Source organism: Rubrivivax gelatinosus (assembly GCF_016583785.1).
GTDB classification, from domain to species: Bacteria; Pseudomonadota; Gammaproteobacteria; order Burkholderiales; family Burkholderiaceae_C; genus Rubrivivax; species Rubrivivax gelatinosus_B.
This window is the reverse complement of sequence record NZ_NRRU01000021.1, coordinates 40,332-58,632: the sequence shown is the minus strand read 5'-3', so window position 1 is coordinate 58,632 and position 18,301 is coordinate 40,332. Positions and strand designations below refer to the sequence as shown.

Sequence of the window (18,301 nt, the reverse complement as noted above, 5' to 3'; positions counted from 1 at the left end):
CGCAAAACGCGCCGGCGCGGCGGCGGCCGGCGGGGCCGGCGCCGGCAGCGGCGCCCGCGCCCCCTGGCCCATCACCGCGGCCAGGCGGCCGGTCTCGGGGTCGTAGCGGAACAGCGACTTGGCCAGCGTCGGCTGCACGCCGAGCATGTCGATCAGGAAACTGAGCGCACCCAGGTTGTCGGCCAGGCGCTCGAAGGTCTGGCGCGCGGCTTCGTGCGTCGGGTCGACCTCGGTCTGGGCCAGCGTGTCGACCTCGTCGCGCATGCGCAGCACCGCCTGCGAGGCCTGGTCCAGGCCCAGCACCGAGAGCACGCCGCGCATCGCCGACAGCTGCCCCGGCACCGGGATCAGCGCCTCGCGCAGCGTCGGGTCGCGGAAGTAGGCGTCGATCTGCTTCTCGGCTTCGGACAGGCTGGCACGCAGCTCCTGCACCACGCTGCCCATGGTCTGGCGGTCGCTGACGCGGCGGTACAGCTCCTCCATCCAGGGTTCGAGCGGCTGCTGCGGCAAGCCGCGGCGCACCTCGTCGACGCGGCGCGCCAGGCGCTGCACACGCTCGGGCAGCGCCGGGTGGTCGAACTCGCCGTCCTCGAGCTGGGCGTCCAGGTACAGCAGCGCGGTCGCGACCTCCATCGCCAGCGGCGCCGGCGGTGCGGCCTGCGCGGCGACGGTCTGGGCGGCGGCGTCCTGCAGCACGGTGGCCAGCACCTCGCCCGACGGGAACAGCCGCTGCAGCGAGTCGCCGACGAGCGTGAACTGCTCGGCCAGACCGGTCAGGCGGTGGGCTTCGCCGCCGGCAACGGCCGACCAGGCGTCCTTGGCGCCGGCGACACGCTTGCGCGCCTGCGCCACCCAGGCCGGGTCGAAACGGCCGAGACGGGCGACGTCGTAATCGGGGGCGGCGCTGTCGTCCAGGCGCCAGACGGCGCGCACCGAGGCCAGCCGCGGCGCCTCGGCGGCCGCGGGCGTGCGCGCGTGGGCGCAGAAGAACAGCAGATCCTGCGCCAGGCGGTCGGAGACCTCCTCGTCGCCGCGCATCGTGGCGCGCAGCTGCGACAGCAGGCGCGAGGCGATGCGCTTGGAATAGACGTCGCTCGCCAGCAGGCCCTTGGACTGGGCCTCGAAGAAGGCCGCGGCCAGGCGCCACAGCGTCGCCGGCCGGCCGTGGGCACCGGCACCGAGCGCGGCGCAGAGTTCGCCCATCGTCGCCAGCTTGCCCGGGTCGGGCTGGCGCATCAGCGCCAGCGTCAGCGACTCCATCGCGCCGCGCGCGGCGTCGTCGGCCGCGAGCGCGCGCACGCCGTCTTCGGCCGGCAGCGCCAGCCACTGCCAGTCCTGCGGCCAGAGGTCGGCCGGGTGGGCGCGCTCGGCGCCCGCCAGCGTCTGCACCGCCAGGTACTGCGGGAACATCGCCACCGGCGACACCGGCCGGCGCGCGAGCAGCCGCGCCAGGTAGTCGAGCAGCGCGAACGAGGCCTTCTCGACCGTCTGCACCGCTTTCGCGTCGGCCAGCGCCGGGCGCGTGATCCAGCGCTGCACCAGCGCCTCGCTGGCGCGCAGCATCTGCGCCGCGGCCGGCAGGCCGACGAGTTCGAGCGCACCGACCCCCTGGTGCAGCGCGACACGCGCCGCACGCAGCACCGCCGGGTCGACGGCATCGACGTCGGAGCGGCCGGCGGCCTCGCTCTCCTTCAGGTGGCGGTGCAGCGCCTTGTGCGCCTGCTCGAGCGAACGGCGCAGCTCGCCGTGCACCCAGGCCAGCGGGCTCAGGTCGTCGGCGTTGCCGGAGAGGCTGTCGGTGACGGCGTTCATCCCGGACGTCAGGCGATCTTGAAGCGGGCGATCGAGGCGCGCAGCTGTTCGGCAGCGCGCGAGAGTTCATGCACCATCTGCGCCGTCGAGCGCGTGCCGTCGCCGGCCTGCTCGGTGACGGCGAAGATGTGCTGGATGTTGGCGGCAACGCCGTTGGCCGACTCGGCCTCGCTCGAGGCCTGCGCCGAGATGCGCGCGATCAGTTCGGCGAGCTCACGCGTCACGCGGTCGATGTCGGACAGCGCGCTGCCGGCGGCGTCGGACAGGCGCGCGCCGTCGATCACGCCCTGGGTCGAGCGCTCCATCGCCGCCACCGCGTCCTGGGTGTCGGTCTGAATGGCGCGCACGATCGCGGCGATCTGGCGCGTGGCTTCGCCGGAGCGTTCGGCCAGGCGCTGCACTTCCTCGGCGACGACGCTGAAACCGCGGCCGGCCTCGCCGGCGCTGGCGGCCTGGATCGCGGCGTTCAGCGCCAGCACGTTGGTCTGCTCGGTGATGTCCGAGATCAGCTCGGTGATCTCGCCGATCTCCTGCGAGCTCTCGCCCAGGCGCTTGATGCGCTTGGAGGTCTCCTGGATCTGGTCGCGGATCGAGTTCATGCCGCCGATCGTGTTCTGCACCGCCTGCTGGCCGCTGGCCGCGGCTTCCAGCGACTGGCGCGCGACCTCGGCGGTGCGCTGCGCCTGCGCCGACACGTCGTTGATGCGGCCGGCCATCTGCAGCACCGACTCGCCGGTCTCGCGGATCACGCGCAGCTGCTCGGTCGACGCCGCCAGCAGCTCGGACGAGGTCTGCTCGACCTGCTGCGTGGTGTCGGTCACGCGCGCCACCGTGTCCTGTACCGAGGCGACCAGCGAACGCAGTTCCTCGACGGTGTAGTTGACCGAGTCGGCGATGGCGCCGGTGATGTCCTCGGTGACGGTGGCCTGCTGCGTCAGATCGCCCTCGGCGACGGTCTGCAGCTCGTTCATCAGGCGAAGAATGGCGGCCTGGTTGGCGTCGTTGACACGCTTGGCTTCGAGTTCCTGGCGTTCCGCTTCCTGGCGCTGGGCTTCGGCGAAGCGGGCGCGCGAGGTCTGGTCGGCGACGAACAGGCGCAGCAGCCCGACGCTGCCGATGGCCAGCAGCAGCACCGACAGCAGCCCCGGCACGACGATGGCCAGGCGCAGGCCGCCGCTGCCGGCGAGTTCGCCCTGCAGCTCGTCGAGGCCGCGGCGCAGCGGTTCGCTGTCGCGGATGATGGTCGACTGCGCCTCGCGCGCGCCGACCAGGCCCTGCAGGTTGCCCAGGATGGCGCTGGCCTCGCTGCGCGTCTTGTCGTACTGGGCGATCAGCTGCTGCAGCTGCTCGCGCGTCTGCGGCTCGCGTGTGCCCGGCAGGCGCAGTTCGGGGCTGCCGTCGAGCAGGCCTTGCGCGATCTCGCGGAACGAGTTCAGGTCCTTGCCAAGCAGGAACACGGCCTCGGCGCTGACGCCTTCGGTGGTCTGGAACTCGTTGGCGCTCTTGCCGATGCGCTGCGTCAGCATCACCAACTGGCCGACGGCCGAGAGTTCACCCGCCGATGCCCCGCCCTGCAGCTTCAGCGACGAGACGGTCTCGGCGGTCTCGAGCAGGTCGGCCGACTGGCGGTTGATCGTGCGCAGCGCGGCGCCGACCTGGGTCAGCGTCTTCTGCTGCGCGAGCACGGACTTGGCGCTCTTCTCGGCGCGGTCGACCGCCGGCAGCAGCGCCTGGACACGGTCGCCGAGTTCACCCGACACCGCCGGCACGTCGCCGCCGCCGCTCAGGCCGCGCACGTTGCGCGCCAGGATCTCGGCGCTTTCCTTCAGTTCGGGGAAGGCCTGCGGGCTGCCCAGCAGCGCCTGCGAGACCGACTTGGCCAGGCGCTGCGACTGCGTCTGTGCCTGGCCGGCGGCCGAAACCTGCTGCGCGCTGCGGTTGGCGGCGACGATGCCGGCGCCGCCGCTGAGCACCAGCCCGGTCAGGCCGACGCCGAAGGCAAACGCCATCAGCTGCTGCTGGCGCGCCACCGGCAGGCCGCCGACGAAGGGCAGGCCGGTGGAGGCGCCGGGTTCGACCTCGTCGGGCACGCGGGTGTTGGTGAACTCGCCGGCGAGCTCGGACGGCGCAGCCTCGGAGATGATCGACGAGTCCGAGGCCCGGCCGGCGCTGTCGGGCGCCAGCGTGCCCGGGCCCAGGCGGATGGTCGCGTCCATCGCGTCGCCGGCCACGGCCAGGGTTTCCGGTTGACCCGGCTCCTGCGCCGGCGTGCGGCCCCGTGCGGGGCCCTTCATCTTGTCGAGAAAGCTCATGCGGTCCTCGCGGCCTTCGTCATCGGGCGATGCCGAGAAACTGTTCGTGCTGGACGAGCGCGGCCGGATCGATCTCCTGCCACACGCGCTGCCTGTCGTCGCGCCAACGTCCTGTGGCGAACGACGGGCGCGACACCTCGTCGTCGTCGTCTTCGCGCTGCAGCTGCGCGGCGGTGCGCAGCCCGGCGAGCCGCTCGAACAGCAGCGCGACATGGCTGCCGATCACGGGATTCAGGGCCAGCAGCCGCGCCTGCTCGCGCACGCCCTCGGCCGCGGCCTGCGTCGGCCGCAGGCCCAGGAAGGCCGCCAGGTCGACGACGCCGTGCAGCCCGCCACGCAGGTTGGCGACGCCGGCGAACCAGGGCCGGGTGTGCGGCACCGACGCGATCGTGCCCAGCGGGAAGATCTCGCCGGCACCGGCCAGCGGCACCAGCAGGCCGACGCCGGCGCACTCGATCGCCAGCCAGGAACTGCCGGGCGCTTCGGTGCGGACCGCGCTCAGGCGCTGGGCCAGGCGGCTCTGCAGGTCCCGCAGGGCTTCGCGATTGGCCATCGGCTCAGTCGAAAGCGCGGATCTTGGACAGCAACTCGTCGGTCTGGACGGGCTTGACGATGTAGTCGCGTGCGCCCTGGCGCAGGCCCCAGACCTTGTCCGTCTCCTGCCCCTTGCTGGTGCACATGATCACCGGGATGCCCTCGTAACGCGGGTCGCGGGTGATCTGGCGCGTGAGCTGGAAGCCGTTCTGGCCCGGCATCACGACGTCCATCAGGATCAGGTCGGGCAGTTCCTCGGCGATGCGGCGCATCGCCTCGTCGCCGTTCTCGGCGGTGCGCACGACGTAGCCGCGCTTGCCGAGGATGTCCGACAGGTGGTGCAACTCGGTCTTCGAGTCGTCGACGACGAGGATCTTGCGGATGGTCATCGGCAGCGGGTTCGGTGTTCGATCGAAAGCGGCGTCTCGAGCCGCGGGTTCAGACGGCACTGCGGCGGAAAGCCTCCACCGCACGCAGCAACTGTTCCTTCGTGAAGGGTTTGGTCAGGTAGTCCTCGGAGCCGACCATGCGGCCCCGCGCCTTGTCGAAGAGACCGTCCTTGGACGACAGCATGATGACCGGCACCTGCGCGAAACGCGGGTTGCGCTTGATGATGGCGCAGGTCTGATAACCGTCCAGGCGCGGCATCAAGATGTCGCAAAAGATCAGCTCGGGGCCGTGGTCGTTGACCTTGGCGAGCGCGTCGAAGCCGTCTTCAGCCAGCAGAACCTCGTGCCCGCCCTGGCGCAGAAAGATCTCGGCGCTGCGGCGGATGGTGTTGCTGTCGTCGATCACCAGGACCTTGGCGCCGGAGGACGCGGCAGGGTTCACGTCACTGTCACCTGTTGGCATGCCCGGCGACACGTGCGGCCGCCGCTGGCAATCAGATTTCGACCATTTCGAAATCTTCTTTACGGGCACCGCACTCGGGGCAGGTCCAATTCAACGGAATGTCGGCCCACGCGGTACCTGCGGCGATGCCATGCTCGGGGTCACCGGCGGCTTCGTCGTAGATCCAGCCGCAGATCAGACACATCCAGGTTCGGCTTTGGCTCACTTTGAGGCGGTCACTCACTACAATGGGCAACGATTGTAGTCACGCATATCCAAGAAAAATCAAGGATTTGTGAGGACATACGCACCATTCTTCAGGCTTCGCTCGAGGTCGCGCCGCGACTCCGGACGCAAGCGCGCAAAGGCATCGCGATGACCCCCGACCCCCACCCCGCCACGGAGCTGCAGGACCCCGCGCAGGAGCCGCCGCCGCCGGCGTGCGTGATCAGCTTCAACGCCAGCGACCCGAGCGGTGCCGGCGGGCTGGCCGGCGACATCGCGACGATAGCGGCGATGGGTGCACACGCCTTGCCGGTCGTGACCTCGATCGTGATGCGCGACACGGCCGAAGTCTTCGACCACCACGAGATCGACGACGACGCCGTCGTCGAGCAGGCACGCACCATCCTCGAGGACGTCACGATCTCCGGCTGGAAGGTCGGTTTCCTCGGCAACGCCGAGACCGTCAGCGCCGTCGCCGAGGTGCTCTCGGACTACGCCGACGTGCCGCTGGTGGCCTATCTGCCCAGCCTGTCCTGGCTCGACGAGGAGCAGCTGCAGCCCTATCTCGACGCCTTCCGCGAGCTGATCCTGCCGGCCACCGAAGTGCTGGTCGGCAGCCACAAGACGCTGCAGGACTTCCTGCTGCCCGACTGGGACAGCGAACGCCCGCCGTCGGCGCGCGAACTGGCGGTGGCCGCCGGCGAACACGGCACGCGCTACGTGCTCGTCACCGGCGTGATGCTGGCGAGCAAGGGCCACGAGCAGTTCATCGACAACGTGCTGGCCTCGCCGCAGGGCGCGCTGACGGGCGAGAAGTTCGAGCGTTTCGAAACCTCGTTCGTCGGCGCCGGCGACACGCTGTCGGCGGCGCTGGCCGCGCTGCTGGCGGCCGGCAGCGAGCTGCAGGCGGCCGTCGGCGAAGCCCTGTCCTTCCTCGACCAGAGCCTGGACGCGGGCTTCCGCCCCGGCATGGGCAATGTCGTGCCCGACCGCTTCTTCTGGGCGCTGCCGCCGGCCGAGGACGGCGACGGCGAGCCCGGACCGGACGAGCCCGACTCCGGATTCGACGATCCCAAGACCCCAGGCGCGTCGCGCCGCGTGCATTGAAACCGCAGACTCCATGACCACGAACGAACAGCTTTTCGCCCGCGCCCAGGCCGTCATTCCCGGCGGCGTCAACTCTCCGGTGCGCGCCTTCCGCGCCGTCGGCGGCACGCCGCGCTTCATCTCGCGCGCGCACGGCGCCTACATCTGGGACGCCGAAGACAAGCGCTATATCGACTACATCGGCTCCTGGGGCCCGATGATCCTCGGCCACGGCCACCCGGCGGTGCTGGAAGCGGTGCAGAAGGCGCTGCTCGAAGGCTTCAGCTACGGCGCGCCGACGGCGCGCGAGATCGAACTCGCCGAAGCCATCATCGCCCAGGTGCCCAGCGTCGAGCAGGTGCGCCTGGTCTCCAGCGGCACCGAAGCCGGCATGAGCGCGCTGCGCCTGGCGCGTGGCGTCACCGGCCGCAGCAAGATCGTCAAGTTCGAGGGCTGCTACCACGGCCACGCCGACGCGCTGCTGGTCAAGGCCGGCTCGGGTCTCGCGACCTTCGGCCACCCGACTTCGGCCGGCGTGCCGGCCGAAGTGGTGCAGCACACGCTGGTGCTCGAATACAACAACGTCGAGCAGCTCGAGGAGACCTTCGCGGCGCAGGGCGACGAGATCGCCTGCGTGATGCTCGAAGCCATCGCCGGCAACATGAACTTCGTGCGGGCCTCGGTGCCCTTCGTCACCAAGCTGCGCGAGCTGTGCAGCAAACACGGCGCGCTGCTGATCTTCGACGAGGTGATGACGGGCTTCCGTGTCGCGCTCGGCGGCGCGCAGAGCGTCTACGCCAAGCTGATCCCGGGCTTCAAGCCCGACATGAGCGTGTTCGGCAAGGTCATCGGCGGCGGCATGCCGCTGGCGGCCTTCGGCGGCTCGCGCGAGGTGATGAAGCAGCTCGCGCCGCTGGGCCCGGTCTACCAGGCCGGCACGCTGTCGGGCAACCCGGTGGCCACCGCCTGCGGCCTGGCGACGCTGGCCGAGATCACCAAGCCCGGCTTCTACGAAGCGCTGGCCGCCAAGACGCAGAAGATGGTGCAGGGCATCGCCGAAGCCGGCCGCGAAGCGGGCGTGCCCATCGTCACCGACTGCGAAGGCGGCATGTTCGGTTTCTTCTTCGCCAACGCGCTGCCGCACAACTACAACGAGGTGATGGCCACCGACAAGGAGCGTTTCAACCGCTTCTTCCACGGCATGCTGGACCGCGGCGTCTATCTGGCGCCGGCGATGTACGAAGCCGGCTTCGTCAGCGCCGCGCACACCGACGCCGACCTGGCGGCGACGAAGGCGGCGGCGCTGGAGGCGCTGCGCGGCTGAGGCCTCTCCCGCATCGCGAAGGCCGCCCGATGGGCGGCCTTTTTCATGGTGCCGGCGAGTGACAACGGCTTGATTCGCGTCGCAACGGCCAGGCGGCCGCCGCCTACACTGACCCGAAGAGCCGGCCCATAGCCGGCCGAAGGGAGTGGAATCCATGTCGACGCGACTGCGGGCGCTTCGTCCGCTGTTCACGATAAGCCTGGCCTGCGTGCTGGGCGCCGGGGCCAGCGCAAAAGCAGCTACTGCGCTGGACCCTCTGGCTTATGTCAGGCCTGCGCAGACGACGGGCGCCACGCTGTCCCCGTCGGGCAAGCGGCTGGCAGTGGTCGTGCACAACGAGAAGGGCCAGCGTGCACTGGCGGTCATGGACCTGCCGATGGACAAGCCGCCGCGGGTGCTGCAGTCCTACGAGCGGGCGTCGGTCGACTGGGTGCACTGGGTCAACGACGACCGGCTGATCTTCCGCGTGACCGAGTGGGGCGATGACGTCCAGATCCGCGACGACGGCCGAGCGATCTCCGCGATCGACCACGACGGGCAGAACGAGGTGCTGCTGACTTCCTGGCGCTTGAGCAGCGACACGGCGCAAACGCGCATCCGGTCGCGCGTGCTGCCCTACACCTGGGATCTGCTCGAGACGCTGGACGACGGCAGCGACGACGTCGTCATGGAGGATGTCAAGTTTGACGCGCTCGGCGACTTCCGCGGGCGGCGGCTCGGGCGCGTCAACACCCGCACCGGCGTCATGACGCCGATCCTGCTCGGACCCGAAATCTCGTTCAACGGTCAAGCGTTCGAACTGGACAGCCATGGCAACCCGCGGGCCGTGCGCGTCCAGTTGCGCGACCGCGACCGGCTGTACGTTCGCGGCGCCGGCACGGACGAATGGAAGCTCGTGTCCGACCACGGCCTGAAGGACCCCGACACGGTCTCGCCCATCCAGATGGAAGGCCCGGACGAACTCGTCGTGCGCGGCGCGATCGGGAGTGACACCCAGGGCCTGCACGTCCTGGATCTGCGCACCGGGAAGATCAACCCGGAGCCATTGCTGAGCGTGAATCGCTACGACGTCGACATGGAGCCGGACGGCTCGGTCGTCGACAAGCATGCGGGACGCGTGCTCGGCGCCAGGCTGAAGGCCGACCGTCCGACGACGGTGTGGTTCAGCGAACGCATGGCCACCATCCAGCAGACCGTGGACAAGGCGCTTCCGGACCGTTTCAACGAGATCAGCTGCGGCCGTTGCGAGAGTTCGCGCTTCTTCACCGTGCGGTCCCTGTCGGACCGCCAGCCCGGCGAGTACCTGCTGTATGACGACGAGAAGCGATCGCTGTCGCCGATCGGCAGCACCCGCCCCTGGCTCGACCCGGCGACCCAGGGTCGCCGCAGTTTCCATTGGATCAAGGCGCGGGACGGGATGTCGCTCCCGGTGGTCGTGACCCACCCCGCCGGACACGACGAGAAGGAGCGCCTCCCGGCGGTCCTGCTGGTGCATGGCGGCCCGTGGGTGCAAGGCACGGACCGCAGCTGGGGCCGGTGGGCCCAGTTCCTCGCGGCGCATGGCTGGCGCGTCATTGAGCCGAACTTCCGCGGCACCTTGGGTTACGGCTACCGCCATTTCAGTGCCGGCTTCCATCAATGGGGGCTCGCGATGCAGGACGACCTGGCCGACACGGTGAAGTGGGCGGCCGAGGGTGGGCTGATCGACATCCACCGCGTCTGCATCTTCGGCGCCAGCTACGGGGGCTACGCGTCCCTGATGGGACCGGTCAAGCACCCTGAGCTGTACCGCTGCGCCGCCAGTCTTGCCGGCGTCACCGACATCCGGCTGATGTTCACCAGCGCACGCGCGGACTTCAGCCGCAACCTGCGCCGCTACGACATGCCTCTGATGATCGGCGACCCGGACAAGGACGCCGCCATGCTGCGCGAGAACTCGCCGGTGGAGCGTGTCGCCGACATCAAGGTGCCGGTGCTGCTCGCCCAAGGCGGCGAGGACCGCCGTGTCCCGAAGGAGCACGCCGATGCCTTCGAGGCCGCCGCACGCCGAGCCGGCGTGTCGATAGAACGCCTGGACTATGGGTTCGAGGGCCACGGCTTCGTCGACGCCTCCAGCGAGGCGGACTTCCTGAAGCACCTCGCGGATTTCCTGGACCGGTCGCTGAAGTCCGATCCCGCTGCACTCGGAGCCAAGAGCCAATGAAGCACAGAATTACCACGCATCAGCACCTGGCGGTGGCCGGCATGGCACTCGCGTTCACGATCACAGCCCCAGCATGGGCTGCCTCGGAGTCGCTGCTTTACGTCAAGCCACCCGAGACCGCCGCCGCAGTGCTGGCGCCGTCAGGCCAGCGTCTCGCGCTGATCGTGAGCAATCCGCAGAGCAGGCAGGCACTGAGCGTGATGGACGTGCCGCTGAACCGTCCGCCGCGCATCCTGCAGTCCTATGCCGAGGCCAACGTGCTGCAGGCGAGCTGGATCAATGACCAGAGGCTGGTTGTCCGCGTCGCCGTGACGGGCCCCGAGGTCCCCCTGGACGGAGTAGCCCTGATCGCCATCGACCAGGACGGGGGCAATGAGCGCCTGCTGACCTCGTGGCGCGCCTGGACGCACATTCCGGGCACGCACATGAAGTCGCGCGTTCTCACCTACGGCTGGGATCTGCTCTCGACGGTCGAAGACGGCAGCGCCGACATCCTGGTCAAGGAGCGGGGTGGACAGGACAAACAACGGCTGGGCCGCCTGGACACGCTGACGGGCGAACTGCGTCGTCTGGGCGACGACGTAACCTTCCGAGCGGTGCAATGGGTCTTCGACCGCGCCGGCGACATGCCAGCACTGCGCGTACGCCAGCAAGGGCGCGACCGCATCGTCGTGAAGGATTCGGAGGCGTCCGAGTGGCGCACCGTCTGGGAGCGGCCGACGGCCGACCCCGATATGCCGTCTCCACTGGCCCTGGAGAACGGACACGAGTTGCTGGTGGCGACACGCTCGGGCGGTGACACCGAAGGGCTGTTCGTGCTCGACACCCGCAACGGACGTCTCGATCCCGAACCCGTCCTGCGTGTGGCGCGGTATGACGTCGGCCCCGCATTGGTCGACCGCCAGACCGGCAAGGCGGTCGGCGCGAGCCTCGTGACCGACCGCCCCACCTCCGTGTGGTTCAGCGAACGGCTGGCGACCGCGCAGCGCGATCTGGATGCCGCGCTGCCGGGGCGCTTCAACCAGATCCGCTGCACGGCGTGCGAGACGTCGCGTTTCCTCGTCGTCCACTCCAGCTCCGACCGTGAAGCGGGAGAGTTTCTCCTGTACGACACCGAGCAGAAGAAGCTCGTCCAGATCGGCCGCGAGCGACCCGGAATCGACCCCGCCACCCAGGGACGCCGGACCCTGCACTGGATCACCGCGCGTGACAAGCTGGCGCTGCCGGTCGTCGTGACCCACCCCGCCGGCGTTTCCGAGAAGGCTGCGCTGCCGACCGTCGTGCTGGTCCACGACGGCCCGTGGGAGCGCGGATCAGACCGCCGTTGGCATGCCGAGGCGCAGTTTCTCGCCGCCCGCGGATGGCGCGTGCTGCAGCCGGAGTTCCGCGGCAGTACTGGCTTCGGCCGCCGGCATCTCGAGGGAGGCGCCGGAAAACTCGGCGAGGCGGCGCTCGATGATCTGGCCGACGCGGTGGCCTGGGCGGCGGGGCAAGGACTCACCGACCCCCAGCGCGTCTGTATCGCCGGCACCGGCTTCGGCGGCACCGCCGCGCTGCTGGCACCGGTGCGCAGTCCCGGCGTGTATCGCTGTGCGGCTGCGATGGCGCCCTTCACCGACCTCCGAACGCTCGACGAGGAAACCTGGTTCGCGACCAGCGCCAAAGCCCCGCCACGGCCCTTCCAGGAGTTGCTCGGCGACGCCGCAGCGCGGTCTGCGGCATCGCCCATCGTGCATGCCAAGGCGATGAAGTGGCCGATCCTACTGGCCGGCGGTGATCTCGACCACCAAGCCTCGCCGCGCGACCTGGACCGCCTGGAGGAAGCTGCGACACAGGCCGGCGCCGCGGTGGAGCGCATCCACTACGACGAAGCCCACGGCTTCACGTCGCCTGCGAACCATGCCGACTTCCTCGACCGCCTCGCCGCCTTCATCGACCGCGCGCTGAAACCCTGACGTCAGGGCGTCACCCCGCAGCCGGCCCCTCGGAGCCGGCTGCCTAGAATGCCCGGATGCATCTCCACATCCTCGGCATCTGCGGCACCTTCATGGGTGGCATCGCCGCCCTCGCCCGCGAAGCCGGCCACCGCGTGACCGGCTGCGACGCCAACGTCTACCCGCCGATGAGCGACCAGCTGCGCTCGCTCGGCATCGAGCTGATCGAAGGCTTCGGCGCCGATCAACTGGCGCTGAAGCCCGACGTCTTCGTCGTCGGCAACGTCGTCACGCGCGGCAATGCGCTGATGGAAGCCATCCTCGACGCCGGCGCCGCCTACACCAGCGGGCCGCAGTGGCTGGCCGAGAACGTGCTCTTCGGCCGCCATGTGCTGGCCGTCGCCGGCACCCACGGCAAGACGACGACGACCTCGATGCTGGCCTGGATCCTCGAGCAGGCCGGGCTGGAGCCCGGGTTCCTGGTGGGTGGCGTGCCGCTGAACTTCGGCGTCTCGGCGCGCCTGGGCGGCGGCAGGTTCTTCGTCATCGAAGCCGACGAATACGACACCGCGCTCTTCGACAAGCGCAGCAAGTTCGTGCACTACCGGCCGCGCACCGCGGTGCTGAACAACCTCGAACACGACCACGCCGACATCTTCCCCGACCTGGCGGCGATCGAGACCCAGTTCCACCACCTGGTGCGCACCGTGCCCGGCAGCGGCCGCATCGTCGTCAACGCACGCGACGAGGCATTGCAGCGTGTGCTGCAGCGCGGCTGCTGGAGCCAGGTGCAGCGGTTCGGCCCGCGGCGCGAGGAACCCGGCGCCTTGCGCGCACGCGGCGAGCCGCACGCCTTCGACGTGCTGCGCGGCAGCCTGAAGATCGGCCGCGTCGAATGGCCGCTGCTGGGCGAGCACAACCAGCTGAACGCGCTGGCGGCGATCGCCGCGGCCGAACACGCCGGTGTCGCACCCGACGCCGCGGCGGCCGCGCTGGCCACGTTCCAGAACGTGCGCCGGCGGCTGGAGCTGCGCGGCGAAGCCGGCGGCGTAAAGGTCTACGACGACTTCGCCCACCACCCGACGGCGATGCGCACGACGATAGACGGCCTGCGGCGCCGGCTCGGCCACGAACGCATCCTCGCCGTCTTCGAGCCGCGCTCGAACACGATGAAGCTGGGCACGATGAAGGCCTTGCTGCCCTGGGCGCTGGAAGACGCCGACCTGGCCTTCGCGCTGCAGGGCGACTGGGGCTGGAGCGTCAAGGAGGCGCTGGCGCCGCTGGGCGCCAAGGCGGCGACGGCCGACACCGTCGACGCGCTGGTGGCCGCCATCGTGCGCGCCGCGCACCCGGGCGACCACGTCGTCTGCATGAGCAACGGCGGCTTCGGCGGCATCCACACCAAGCTGCTGGCCGCGCTGCAGGGCCGCTCGTGAGCGGCGCGCCGACGCACCTGCTGTACCTGCACGGGTTCCGCTCGTCGCCGCAGTCGGCCAAGGCCAGGCGCGTCGCCGCCTGGCTGGCCGAACACCGGCCCGAGGTCCGGCTCTGGTGCCCGCAGCTGCCACCGTCGCCGCGCGCCGCGCTGGCGCTGGTGCTGGACGGCACGGCCGACTGGCCGGCAACGTCCGCCGTCGTCGGCAGCTCGCTCGGCGGTTTCTACACGACCGCGGTCGCCGAAGCCCGCGGCTGGGCGGCCGGGGTGCTGAACCCCGCCGTCGACCCGGCGCGCGACCTGGCCGCTTACATCGGCGAGAACCAGCAGTACCACGCGCCCGAAGAGAGCTTCTACTTCCTGCCCGAATACGTGGACGAGCTGCGTGCGCTGCGGCCGGCGGCGATCACCCGGCCCGAGCGCTACTTCGCCGTCATCGCCACCGGCGACGAACTGCTGGACTGGCGCGAGATGCAGGCGCGTTACGCCGGAGCCACGGTCCGCCTCGTGCAGGGTAGCGACCACGCGCTGTCCGATTTCGACGACCACCTCCCCCACCTGATGAGGCATCTGCGGCTATGCGATTGAAGGACAGGGTCTGCATCGTCACCGGCGCGGCGCAAGGCATAGGCGCCGCCACCGTCGCCCGCTTCGCCGCCGAAGGCGCCATCGTCATCGCCTGCGACCGCCACGCCGGCGCGGTGCCGGGCGCGGCCGAGTGCCACGCGGTCGACGTCACCGTGCGGGCCCAGGTCGACGCCATGGTCGCGGCGGTGCGGGCAAAACACGGCCGCATCGACGTGCTGGTGAACAACGCCGGCATCACGCGCGACGCGCGCCTGGTGAAGATGACCGAGGAGCAGTTCGACGCCGTCATCGACGTCAACCTGCGCGGCGTCTTCCACTGCGCGCAGGCGGTGGCGCCGATCATGATCGAGCAGGGTTCGGGCGTGATCCTCAACGCCAGCAGCGTCGTCGGCATCTACGGCAACTTCGGCCAGACCAATTACGCCGCGTCCAAGTTCGGCGTCATCGGCTTCACCAAGACCTGGAGCCGCGAACTCGGGCCCAAGGGCGTGCGTGTCAACGCGGTGGCGCCGGGCTTCGTCGCCACACCCATCCTCGAGACGATTCCGCAGAAGGTGCTGGAGCACATGCGCACGCAGGTGCCGCTGCAGCGCCTGGGCCGGCCCGAGGAGATCGCCGCCGTCTACGCCTTCCTGGCCAGCGACGACGCCAGCTATGTCAACGGCGCCGTGCTCGAGGTCTCGGGCGGCATGACGGTGTAGCGGGCGACGGCGCCGGTTCAGCCGTTTGGCCGTGCGCCGCGGCTTGCGCGAGCACGGTTTTTGCGCAAGCGGCGGCGCGAGGCCGGCCGACGGGGCGTGTCCCTGCGTTCATGTCCCCCGCCCCGGCCTGCGGCCGGGGCTCCTCCTTTACTTCACTCCGGGACACGCCCCGCCGACCGGCTCCGAACCGGTCGCTGCACGCCCAAGGCGTGCCACCGGTGGTGCCGGCCGCGGACGCCGGGCGGCCGGATCGCGGAAGTAAAGGAGGAGGCCGGGCGCAGCCCGGCCGGGGGACATGGAGCGAGCCGGCCGCCCGGTGGCCGTGGCCCGCCTGTGCGGCAGCAACGCCGAGGGCCAGCCCGTGCACACAGGACATGACACCGATCGAAACCCGGCGATCCGGCGAGCCCGGCGCCCCGGCGGCTAGTGGACAATCGCCCGGTGATTTATGCCCTGTTCGACGACGCCGGGAAATTCCACGCCGGCCGCGTGCTGTCCGAAGCCGAGAGCTCGATGCAGATCGAGCTCGACTCCGGCAAACGCGTGAAGGTGAAGGCGGCCAACGTGCTGCTGCGTTTCGACAAGCCGGCGCCCGCCGAGCTGATCGCGCAGGCACAGGCCTTGTCCACGGAAATCGACCTCGACCTCGCCTGGGAGTTCGCGCCCGAAGGCGAGTTCGGCTTCGCCGACCTGGCGCGCGACTATTTCGAGGCCACGGCCGGGCCGGAGAAGCAGGCCGCGGCGCTGCTGCGCCTGTTCGAGGCGCCGCACTACTTCCGCCGCATGGGCAAGGGCCAGTTCCGCAAGGCGCCGGAAGAGACGGTGAAGGCAGCGCTGCTGGGCATCGAGCGCAAGAAGCAGCTGGCGGCGCAGATCGAGTCCTGGGCCGGCGAGATCGCCGCCGGCCAGTGCCCGCCGCCGGTGCGCGAGCAGCTCTACCGCATCCTGTTCAAGCCCGACAAGAACGCGCCCGAGTACAAGGCCGTCGTCGAAGCCGCCAAACGCAGCCAGCGCGCACCGCTGGACCTGCTGAAGGAAGCCGGCGCGATCGACAGCCCCTACCAGTTCCACTGGCGGCGCTTCCTGTTCGAGACCTTCCCGCAGGGCACCGGTTTCCCGGCGCTGGCAGCACCGGCGATCAAGGACGAGCTGCCGCTGGCCGCCGTGCGGGCCTTCTCGATCGACGATTCGCAGACGACCGAGATCGACGACGCGCTGTCGGTCCAGGGCCTGGGCAGCGGCACCGTGGTCTTCGGCATCCACATCGCCGCCCCGGGGCTGGCGGTGCAGCCGGACTCGCCGGTGGACAAGGTCGCGCGCGAGCGCCTGTCCACCGTCTACATGCCGGGCTGGAAGATCACGATGCTGCCCGACGAGGTGGTGCAGGCCTACACGCTGATCGAAGGCCGCGACTGCCCGGCGGTGAGCCTGTACGCGACCGTCGACGAAACCACCTTCGAGGTGCGCGCGGTCGAGACCAGGCTGGAGCGCGTGCCGATCGCCGCCAACCTGCGCCACGACAAGCTCGATGAGGTCATCACCGAGGCGACGCTGGCCGGCGAAGCCCCGGCCGACTACGCCTTCGCCGCCGAACTCGCCTTCTGCTGGCGCTTCGCGAAGGCGCTGAAGGCGGCGCGCGAGGTGGTGCGCGGCAAGCCGGAGAACTTCAACCGGCCCGACTACAACTTCCGTCTCGAAGGCAACGTCGCCGAGCCCGACGGCAGCGAAAGCGTGCAGATCACGACGCGCCAGCGCGGCGCACCGCTGGACCTGATCGTCTCGGAAGCGATGATCCTGGCCAACAGCCGCTGGGGCGGCTGGCTCGCCGAATGCGGTGTGCCCGGCATCTACCGCAGCCAGGCCAGCCTGCTGCCGGGCATCAAGGTGCGCATGGGCACGCGCCCGGCGCCGCACGCCGGCATGGGGGTGGCGCAGTACACCTGGGCGACCTCGCCGCTGCGGCGCTACGTCGACCTCGTCAACCAGTGGCAGATCATCGCCTGCGCCCGCCACGGCCGCACCGCGGCGCTGGCGGCGCCGTTCCGGCCCAAGGACGCGTCGCTGTTCTCGATCATCTCGGGCTTCGATGCCGCCTACTCGGCCTACAACGACTTCCAGCACGGCATCGAGCGTTTCTGGACGCTGCGCTGGATCGAGCAGAACGGCGTCACCGAAATCGAGGCCGCGGTGATGAAGGGCGGGCTGGTGCGCGCCGAGACGCTGCCGCTGGTGTTCCGCGTGCCCGGCACCGAGGACTGGCCGCGCGGCGCCCGGCTGCGTGCGCGTGTCGCCGGCATCGACCTGCTGACGCTGGACCTGCACGCGACGCTGGCCGCACGCATCGAGGACGAGCCGCCCGAAGCGGTGGCCGAGGTCGACGACGAGGCCGAGGCCGTCGGCCCGCTGACGCTGGCGATCGACGTCAACGACGCCCCTGCCGGAGATGCTGCCGCTTAAGCTGCCCGCGCTGGCCAAACTGACGGCGCTGCACTGGGCGCTGATCGCTTCCGTCGGCGTGCACCTCGCGCTGCTGACGGTGCGGTTCGTCGACCCCGAAGCCTTCAACCGCGTGTTCCGCGACACGCCGCTGGAGGTCATCCTCGTCAACGCCCGCTCCAACGAGGCGCCCACCGAAGCCCAGGCCATCGCCCAGGTGCGTCTGGCCGGCGGCGGCGAAGCAGCGCGGGGGCGCGCGACGTCGCCGCTGCCGCGCACACCGCAGACCCAGGCCGGCGACGCCGCCGACGACGCCCGCCGCCGCATCGACCAGCTGCAGGAGCAGCAGCAGCAGTTGCTGGCCCAGCTGCGGCGCGAACTGGCGGCGCTGCCGCCGCCCGACCCGCGGCGCGAAGCCGGCAACCCGCAGGAGCGCGACCAGGAAGAACACCGCCGCCAACTGCTGCAGATGCTGGCCGAGATCGAGAAGCGCATCAACGAAGAGAACGCGCGGCCGCGCAAGCGCTACATCAGCCCGGCGACACGCGAGGAGGTCTACGCGCTGTACTACGACCTGCTGCGCCGGCGCATCGAGGACCGCGGCACGCGTAACTTCCCCGAACGCAACGGCGTCAAGCTCTACGGCGAGCTGACGATGAACGTCACCGTCGACGCCGCCGGCCGTGTCGTCGACACCGAGATCGTGCGCCCCAGCGCCTCGCGCGTGCTTGACCAGCAGGCGATGGCGATCGTGCGCGCCGCCGCTCCCTTCGGCCCGTTCACGCCGGCGATGCGCCGCCAGGCTGACCAGATCGTCGTCACCTCGCGCTTCCGTTTCACCCGCGAAGACGGCCTCGAGACGATGCCCGTCGCCCGCTGA

The 18,301-nt window shown here is 70.4% G+C and carries 14 protein-coding genes and 1 pseudogene; 9 read left to right on the top strand and 6 right to left on the bottom strand.

The annotated features are described in order from the left end of the window. The 6 genes and pseudogenes from CKO43_RS07700 to CKO43_RS07675 form a co-directional block, all read right to left on the bottom strand. Positions 1-1,812 (bottom strand): annotated as a pseudogene (locus tag CKO43_RS07700) (Hpt domain-containing protein); the annotation flags it as partial. Between the two features lie 8 nt (positions 1,813-1,820). Continuing rightward, positions 1,821-4,124, bottom strand: coding sequence for a methyl-accepting chemotaxis protein (locus CKO43_RS07695; RefSeq protein ID WP_200227485.1), 2,304 nt, complete (start codon positions 4,122-4,124; stop codon positions 1,821-1,823). A 19-nt stretch (positions 4,125-4,143) separates the two neighbouring features. Next, a complete protein-coding gene (locus CKO43_RS07690) occupies positions 4,144-4,677 on the bottom strand; it encodes a chemotaxis protein CheW (RefSeq protein WP_200378302.1) in 534 nt (177 codons plus the stop codon). Between the two features lie 4 nt (positions 4,678-4,681). Further along, positions 4,682-5,047 carry a response regulator gene (locus tag CKO43_RS07685; RefSeq protein ID WP_200227482.1) on the bottom strand — a complete coding sequence of 122 codons (366 nt, stop codon included), beginning with the start codon at positions 5,045-5,047 and terminating at the stop codon, positions 4,682-4,684. Between the two features lie 49 nt (positions 5,048-5,096). Beyond that, the gene (locus CKO43_RS07680; RefSeq protein WP_346014405.1) at positions 5,097-5,489 is read right to left on the bottom strand and encodes a response regulator; all 393 of its coding nucleotides are present in this window, start codon (positions 5,487-5,489) and stop codon (positions 5,097-5,099) included. 52 nt (positions 5,490-5,541) lie between these two features. Beyond that, positions 5,542-5,694: a rubredoxin gene (locus tag CKO43_RS07675; protein WP_200227494.1), complete on the bottom strand. Its 153-nt coding sequence runs from the start codon at positions 5,692-5,694 to the stop codon at positions 5,542-5,544. 170 nt (positions 5,695-5,864) lie between these two features. On the opposite strand from CKO43_RS07675, the gene thiD reads away from it, so the two are divergent. From thiD to CKO43_RS07630, 9 genes are all read left to right on the top strand, one after another. Then, positions 5,865-6,821, top strand: a complete 957-nt coding sequence (gene thiD / locus CKO43_RS07670; RefSeq protein ID WP_200227480.1) for a bifunctional hydroxymethylpyrimidine kinase/phosphomethylpyrimidine kinase — start codon at positions 5,865-5,867, stop codon at positions 6,819-6,821. 13 nt (positions 6,822-6,834) lie between these two features. Beyond that, positions 6,835-8,124 carry a glutamate-1-semialdehyde 2,1-aminomutase gene (gene hemL / locus CKO43_RS07665; protein ID WP_200378301.1) on the top strand — a complete coding sequence of 430 codons (1,290 nt, stop codon included), beginning with the start codon at positions 6,835-6,837 and terminating at the stop codon, positions 8,122-8,124. Between the two features lie 154 nt (positions 8,125-8,278). Then, the gene (locus CKO43_RS07660) at positions 8,279-10,327 is read left to right on the top strand and encodes an alpha/beta hydrolase family protein (protein ID WP_200227477.1); all 2,049 of its coding nucleotides are present in this window, start codon (positions 8,279-8,281) and stop codon (positions 10,325-10,327) included. After that, positions 10,324-12,282 carry an alpha/beta hydrolase family protein gene (locus CKO43_RS07655; protein ID WP_200227475.1) on the top strand — a complete coding sequence of 653 codons (1,959 nt, stop codon included), beginning with the start codon at positions 10,324-10,326 and terminating at the stop codon, positions 12,280-12,282. Before CKO43_RS07660 ends, CKO43_RS07655 begins: the two co-directional genes overlap by 4 nt. Positions 12,283-12,338: 56 nt before the next feature. Next, on the top strand, positions 12,339-13,697 hold the full coding sequence (mpl, locus tag CKO43_RS07650; protein ID WP_200378300.1) for a UDP-N-acetylmuramate:L-alanyl-gamma-D-glutamyl-meso-diaminopimelate ligase: 1,359 nt from the start codon (positions 12,339-12,341) through the stop codon (positions 13,695-13,697). Continuing rightward, complete coding sequence (locus CKO43_RS07645) at positions 13,694-14,284, top strand: YqiA/YcfP family alpha/beta fold hydrolase (protein WP_200378299.1); 591 nt, start codon at positions 13,694-13,696, stop codon at positions 14,282-14,284. Before mpl ends, CKO43_RS07645 begins: the two co-directional genes overlap by 4 nt. Continuing rightward, positions 14,275-14,985 carry a beta-ketoacyl-ACP reductase gene (locus CKO43_RS07640; protein WP_200378298.1) on the top strand — a complete coding sequence of 237 codons (711 nt, stop codon included), beginning with the start codon at positions 14,275-14,277 and terminating at the stop codon, positions 14,983-14,985. The genes CKO43_RS07645 and CKO43_RS07640 overlap by 10 nt, the downstream gene beginning before the upstream one ends. A 441-nt stretch (positions 14,986-15,426) precedes the next feature. Further along, complete coding sequence (locus CKO43_RS07635; protein WP_200227468.1) at positions 15,427-17,442, top strand: RNB domain-containing ribonuclease; 2,016 nt, start codon at positions 15,427-15,429, stop codon at positions 17,440-17,442. Next, on the top strand, positions 17,429-18,301 hold the full coding sequence (locus CKO43_RS07630; RefSeq protein ID WP_200227466.1) for an energy transducer TonB family protein: 873 nt from the start codon (positions 17,429-17,431) through the stop codon (positions 18,299-18,301). The genes CKO43_RS07635 and CKO43_RS07630 overlap by 14 nt, the downstream gene beginning before the upstream one ends.

What these genes read in the sequence shown, in the direction of transcription:
- CKO43_RS07675 (WP_200227494.1), bottom strand. Translation starts at nt 5,694, where the DNA reads ATGTGTCTGATCTGCGGCTGGATCTACGACGAAGCCGCCGGTGACCCC.
- CKO43_RS07655 (WP_200227475.1), top strand. Translation starts at nt 10,324, where the DNA reads ATGAAGCACAGAATTACCACGCATCAGCACCTGGCGGTGGCCGGCATG.
- CKO43_RS07685 (WP_200227482.1), bottom strand. Translation starts at nt 5,047, where the DNA reads ATGACCATCCGCAAGATCCTCGTCGTCGACGACTCGAAGACCGAGTTG.
- hemL (WP_200378301.1), top strand. Translation starts at nt 6,835, where the DNA reads ATGACCACGAACGAACAGCTTTTCGCCCGCGCCCAGGCCGTCATTCCC.
- CKO43_RS07640 (WP_200378298.1), top strand. Translation starts at nt 14,275, where the DNA reads ATGCGATTGAAGGACAGGGTCTGCATCGTCACCGGCGCGGCGCAAGGC.
- CKO43_RS07690 (WP_200378302.1), bottom strand. Translation starts at nt 4,677, where the DNA reads ATGGCCAATCGCGAAGCCCTGCGGGACCTGCAGAGCCGCCTGGCCCAG.
- CKO43_RS07630 (WP_200227466.1), top strand. Translation starts at nt 17,429, where the DNA reads ATGCTGCCGCTTAAGCTGCCCGCGCTGGCCAAACTGACGGCGCTGCAC.
- CKO43_RS07695 (WP_200227485.1), bottom strand. Translation starts at nt 4,124, where the DNA reads ATGAGCTTTCTCGACAAGATGAAGGGCCCCGCACGGGGCCGCACGCCG.
- CKO43_RS07660 (WP_200227477.1), top strand. Translation starts at nt 8,279, where the DNA reads ATGTCGACGCGACTGCGGGCGCTTCGTCCGCTGTTCACGATAAGCCTG.
- thiD (WP_200227480.1), top strand. Translation starts at nt 5,865, where the DNA reads ATGACCCCCGACCCCCACCCCGCCACGGAGCTGCAGGACCCCGCGCAG.
- mpl (WP_200378300.1), top strand. Translation starts at nt 12,339, where the DNA reads ATGCATCTCCACATCCTCGGCATCTGCGGCACCTTCATGGGTGGCATC.